The sequence below is a fragment of the Streptomyces sp. PKU-EA00015 genome (assembly GCF_013387495.1).
Lineage (GTDB): Bacteria > Actinomycetota > Actinomycetes > Streptomycetales > Streptomycetaceae > Streptomyces.
In genome coordinates, this window is the sequence record NZ_JABZEE010000148.1 from 1 (window position 1) to 409 (window position 409).

Annotated in this window: 1 protein-coding gene; it reads left to right on the top strand. The window is 67.7% G+C overall.

Annotated elements, in window-relative coordinates; translation table 11 throughout:
* Window positions 1-409: DNRLRE domain-containing protein (locus HW130_RS35290; RefSeq protein ID WP_177153836.1), on the top strand; the 409-nt coding region annotated here is incomplete at both ends.

The window sequence follows — 409 nt, forward strand, 5'->3', positions numbered from 1 at the left end:
CCGACGGGCAGGTGCTGGGCTCCCCGACCCGTGTGGTGGGTATCCCGAAGGCCGGCCGCACGATGCGTCTGATCCAGGCCGGCGCCGGTGTCACCGACACCACGCTGTCCTCGCTGAAGCCGACGACCAACCTGAACACCATCGAGCAGGGCACGGTCGGCCAGGACTGGCTCACCGTCGGCAACAACTCGGCGACCTACGGCAAGACGCGCTCGGTGATCAAGTGGCCCACCACCACCATCCCCACCACCGCGACGGTGCTGGAGAGCCGGGTCTTCCTGTGGTCCACGATGACCACGCGCGACGTCGCCACGTCCAAGGCCCAGTACAACCTGCACGGGCTGACGAGGGACTTCACCGAGACCCAGGCCACCTGGAACAACGCCAACTCCACCACCGCGTGGACCAC